Origin of the sequence: Streptomyces acidicola (assembly GCF_009377235.1) — a bacterium.
Taxonomy (GTDB): domain Bacteria; phylum Actinomycetota; class Actinomycetes; order Streptomycetales; family Streptomycetaceae; genus Streptomyces; species Streptomyces acidicola.
Map to the genome: position 1 here is coordinate 1 of NZ_VMNX01000419.1, position 4271 is coordinate 4271.

Sequence of the window (4271 nt, forward strand, 5' to 3'; positions counted from 1 at the left end):
TTAAGAGACAGCCCCCACTGCAACCCCCACCCGTACAACCGGTCGAGCTCCGCCTGGAACCCGTACACGAACTTGACCTCGCGCCGGACGACGATCTCCCCCTTCACGTTCTCGATCATCACCACCGCGCAGGACCGCGCCTGAGGGTGCTGCTCGTCGAGGCCGATCTCGATCCGCGGACCGTTGCTCGGGTACAGCGTGACGACCGCATGGGTACGGTCGAACGCGGGCGTCTGGTCGTAGATGTACACGAAGACCAGAAGCCTCTTGATCTCGTCGCGGTGATCGAGGTTGACGTAGATCGTCTCCCCCGACCCGGAGCCGAACCGGTCGTCTCCGCTGCACTTCACGTACGGCGGCGCGTTGGTGTCACCGAAGAAGCTGCCGAGGGGCTGGACCACGCCCTTGGACCCGTCGGTGAGCTCGTACAGCACCCCGAGGTCGAGGTCGACATTGACCATGCTCTGGCTGTGCGCCTTGACCTCGTCCGGCTTGAGCGCCTGGAAGGGATGGCGCAGCAGGCTCTGCCGCTTGGGGCCGCCGATGTCGGAGGTGCGCATCCGCCAGGACAGGTTGACGCGCAGGTTGCCGGTGGCCGCGCCCTGTTTGGTGAGTGAGATCGTCTGGTGCCGTTTGACCAGTTCGATGGCGTTGCTCGCCGCGCTGCCCGAGTCGAACTGCGCGCGTCCGCCCAGCAGACCGTCGAAGAAGCCCATTCCCGCCCCCCACACTGCCGTGTCCGTATGTGCGTCATGTACGTCCTGCGTGTACGTCATGCATGTCATGTACGTCGAAACCGCCGCGGGGCGGCCGTCAGAGGACTCGTCCTCGACGGCCGCCCCGCTCAGAGCGTTCCTCACCAGGAGGGGTGTCACACACCGGAACCGGCGGATCCGGTCACACCCCGCCCGGGCTCGCGCCGGTTTCAGACCCCGGACGAGACTTCCGCCTTGTCGTCCGAGGACTCAGCTTTTCCCTCCGCTGCCGCGAGCGCCCTGTTGCGGCGGACGGACGACCAGAAGGACCAGCCGATCAGGACGACGCCGATGAGGCCGGTGATGACCTCGTTGATCTCGTACCGGATGGTGACCAGCAGGATCGCGGCGAGGGCGCCGATCGCGTAGTGCGCGCCGTGCTCCAGGTACACGTAGTCGTCGAGGGTGCCCTGGCGGACCAGGTAGACCGTGAGCGACCGGACGTACATGGCGCCGATGCCGAGACCGAGAGCCATGAGGACGATGTCGTTGGTGATGGCGAAGGCGCCGATGACACCGTCGAAGGAGAAGGACGCGTCCAGGACCTCGAGGTAGAGGAACATGAAGAACGCGGCCTTGCCGGCCAGCTTGACGACCGAGACCTGCTTGCCGCTGCGCTTGGCCGCTTCCTCCTCCTCGTGCTCGCGCTCCTCCTCTTCCTCCAGCTTGTCCTCGAAGTAGCCGGAGAGGCCGCCGACGACGAGATAGGTGATCAGACCCGCGATGCCGGAGATCAGGACCGTCTCGGTCTTGTCGGCGTAGGTGCCGCCGTGCTGGTGCGCGTGGGTCGCGAAGGTCATCGCGCTGATCAGCAGGACGATCATCGCGATGCAGACCGACAGCATGTCGATCTTGCCGAGCTTGGCCAGCGGACGCTCGAGCCAGCCGAGCCACTTGATCTCCCGGTCCTCGAAGACGAAGTCCAGGAAGATCATCAGCAGGAACATGCCACCGAAGGCGGCGATCGACGGGTGAGCGTCGGTCACGTACTGCTGGTACTGGTTCTTGTCGGTGAGCGCGAGGTCGACGGCCTCGATGGGGCCCAGGTTGGCGCTGATGGCGACGATCACGACGGGGAAGACCAGCCGCATACCGAAGACGGCGATCAGGATGCCGATGGTGAGGAAGATGCGCTGCCAGAAGGCGTTCATCTTCTTCAGGATCCCGGCGTTGACCACCGCGTTGTCGAAGGACAGCGAGATCTCCAGGATGGACAGGATCGCGACGAGCCCGAAGGCGGTCCATCCGCCGTAGAGAACAGCTGCGACCAGGCCGAGCGCGGTGACCGCGAACGACCAGCCGAAGGTTTTCAGAACCACTGGCTACCCAATCGTGTTAGTACGGGGCTCCCCCGCGCCACGCGCGGCTTTACGAAACTTTGAACCCGAAGTCTAGTCCGGCACGCTTCATACCCCATACGGGCCCTGCTTTAGCGCATATTGCGCTACGAGACGTTGACCCCGAAGTCCAGCGCGATGCCCCGAAGTCCCGACGCGTACCCCTGTCCCACCGCCCGGAACTTCCACTCGCCGCCGTAGCGGTACACCTCGCCGAAGATCATCGCGGTCTCGCTGGAGGCGTCCTCGCTCAGGTCGTAACGGGCGAGTTCCTGGCCGTCGGCCTGGTTGACGACCCGGATGAAGGCGTTGCTGACCTGACCGAAGGACTGGCCGCGGTTGTCGGCGTCGTGGATGGAGACGGGGAAGACGATCTTGTCGCAGTGGGCCGGAACCTTCGACAGATCGATCAGGATCGACTCGTCGTCGCCCTCGCCCTCACCGGTGAGGTTGTCGCCGGTGTGCTCGACCGAGCCGTCCGGACTCCTGAGGTTGTTGTAGAAGACGAACCACTCGTCGCCGAGGACCCGGCCCGCGTTGCACAGCAGGGCGCTGGCGTCCAGGTCGAAGTCGGCGCCCGTGGTGGTGCGGACGTCCCAGCCGAGCCCGATCATCACCTGCGTGAGGTTCGGCGCGGCCTTGGAGAGGGAGACATTGCCTCCCTTGGCGAGCGTGACGCCCATGCTGCTGGTCCTCCCCGTTGTCGAGCTGTGTGGTGTTGTACGAGCGCTGTGACGATACGAACGGTACGCCCGCTTCGTGCGGGTGGGTGGGGGTGGGTGGGTGCGAGAGCACGTCCGGCGCCGCACTCGACTGGGAGATGCGGCGCCGGACGGGGTGAGCCAGGTGCACGCTTCGTACGCGCACACACGACTCGGACGATCACATACGGATACGGCTACAGATACGGATACGAATACGGTCAGACGTTCACACCGAAGTCCTGGGCGATACCGCGCAGGCCCGACGCGTACCCCTGACCGATGGCGCGGAACTTCCACTCCGCTCCGTGGCGGTAGAGCTCGCCGAAGACCATGGCGGTCTCCGTGGAGGCGTCCTCGCTGAGGTCGTAGCGAGCGATCTCGGTGCCGCCGGCCTGGTTCGCGACGCGAATGAACGCGTTGCGCACCTGCCCGAAGGACTGCTGGCGGTTCTCGGCGTCATAGATGGAGACGGGGAAGACGATCTTCTCGATCTCGGCCGGAACCCCGGCCAGATTGACCTTGATCTGCTCGTCGTCGCCCTCGCCCTCACCGGTGATGTTGTCGCCGGTGTGCTCGACCGAGCCGTCCGGGCTCTTGAGGTTGTTGAAGAAGACGAAGTTCGCGTCGTTGCCGACCTTGCCCGAAGTGTCCAGCAGCAGGGCGCTGGCGTCCAGGTCGAAGTCGGTACCGGTCGTGGTGCGGACGTCCCACCCCAGACCGACGATGACCGCGGTCAGGCCAGGGGCCTCCTTGGTCAGCGATACGTTGCCGCCCTTGCTGAGGCTGACTCCCACGAGTCCTCCCTTTGGTGTCCAGGGGCGGGGAGCCCCGTCGTGCGTTGGCATCAGATCAACGAGTCGATCCTAGTGAGGGGTTCCCGCCCGCCGCAGGCCCTGGGGGCCAAGAATCACAGGGTGTCGAGCGCCTTGACGTACTCGTTCAGGTCACGGGCGTCGGGCAGCGCGTTCACGACGCTCCAGCGCACGACACCCTCCTTGTCGATGATGAACGTGCCGCGTACGGCGCAGCCCTTGTCCTCGTCGAAGACGCCGTACGCGCGCGAGGTGTCGCCGTGCGGCCAGAAGTCGGAGAGCAGCGGGTACTCCAGGCCCTCCTGCTCGGCGAAGACGCGCAGCGTGTGGATGGAGTCGTTCGAGACGGCGAGGAGCTGGACGTCGTCGTTGACGAACTTCGGGAGGTTGTCGCGGAGCGCGCACAGCTCGCCGGTGCAGACGCCGGTGAAGGCGAACGGGTAGAAGAGCAGCACGACGCTCTTCTCACCGCGGAAGTCCGACAGCTTCACGCTGGCGCCGTGGTTGTCCTTGAGCTCGAAGTCCGGGGCCTTGTCGCCGACCTGGATGGCCATGATGTCCTGCGTTCCCTTCCATGGGCTGTTCGGGGCAACCCCAGCCTACGCAGTGATCACCACCCCACGGCATCCTTCACCCCCACCGCCCCTGCCCATCCCCTCCCTG

5 protein-coding genes are annotated in these 4271 nt (G+C 65.4%); all 5 read right to left on the reverse strand.

Annotated elements, in window-relative coordinates; all coding sequences use genetic code 11:
* Positions 1-716, reverse strand: a 716-nt coding sequence (locus tag FPZ41_RS45170; RefSeq protein ID WP_152870580.1) for a TerD family protein, incomplete at its 3' end; no start/stop codon positions are given.
* Positions 717-925: 209 nt separating this feature from the next.
* A complete protein-coding gene (locus FPZ41_RS45175; RefSeq protein ID WP_322621546.1) occupies positions 926-2074 on the reverse strand; it encodes a DUF475 domain-containing protein in 1149 nt (382 codons plus the stop codon).
* Between the two features lie 125 nt (positions 2075-2199).
* Entirely contained in the window at positions 2200-2775 is a 576-nt protein-coding gene (locus tag FPZ41_RS45180) for a TerD family protein (protein WP_152870577.1), read from the reverse strand.
* A 239-nt stretch (positions 2776-3014) separates the two neighbouring features.
* Positions 3015-3590 carry a TerD family protein gene (locus FPZ41_RS45185; RefSeq protein WP_131572097.1) on the reverse strand — a complete coding sequence of 192 codons (576 nt, stop codon included), beginning with the start codon at positions 3588-3590 and terminating at the stop codon, positions 3015-3017.
* Between the two features lie 113 nt (positions 3591-3703).
* Positions 3704-4162 carry a peroxiredoxin gene (locus FPZ41_RS45190; protein ID WP_131572096.1) on the reverse strand — a complete coding sequence of 153 codons (459 nt, stop codon included), beginning with the start codon at positions 4160-4162 and terminating at the stop codon, positions 3704-3706.
* Positions 4163-4271: the final 109 nt, after the last annotated feature.

What these genes read in the sequence shown, in the direction of transcription:
- FPZ41_RS45180 (WP_152870577.1), bottom strand. Translation starts at nt 2,775, where the DNA reads ATGGGCGTCACGCTCGCCAAGGGAGGCAATGTCTCCCTCTCCAAGGCC.
- FPZ41_RS45190 (WP_131572096.1), bottom strand. Translation starts at nt 4,162, where the DNA reads ATGGCCATCCAGGTCGGCGACAAGGCCCCGGACTTCGAGCTCAAGGAC.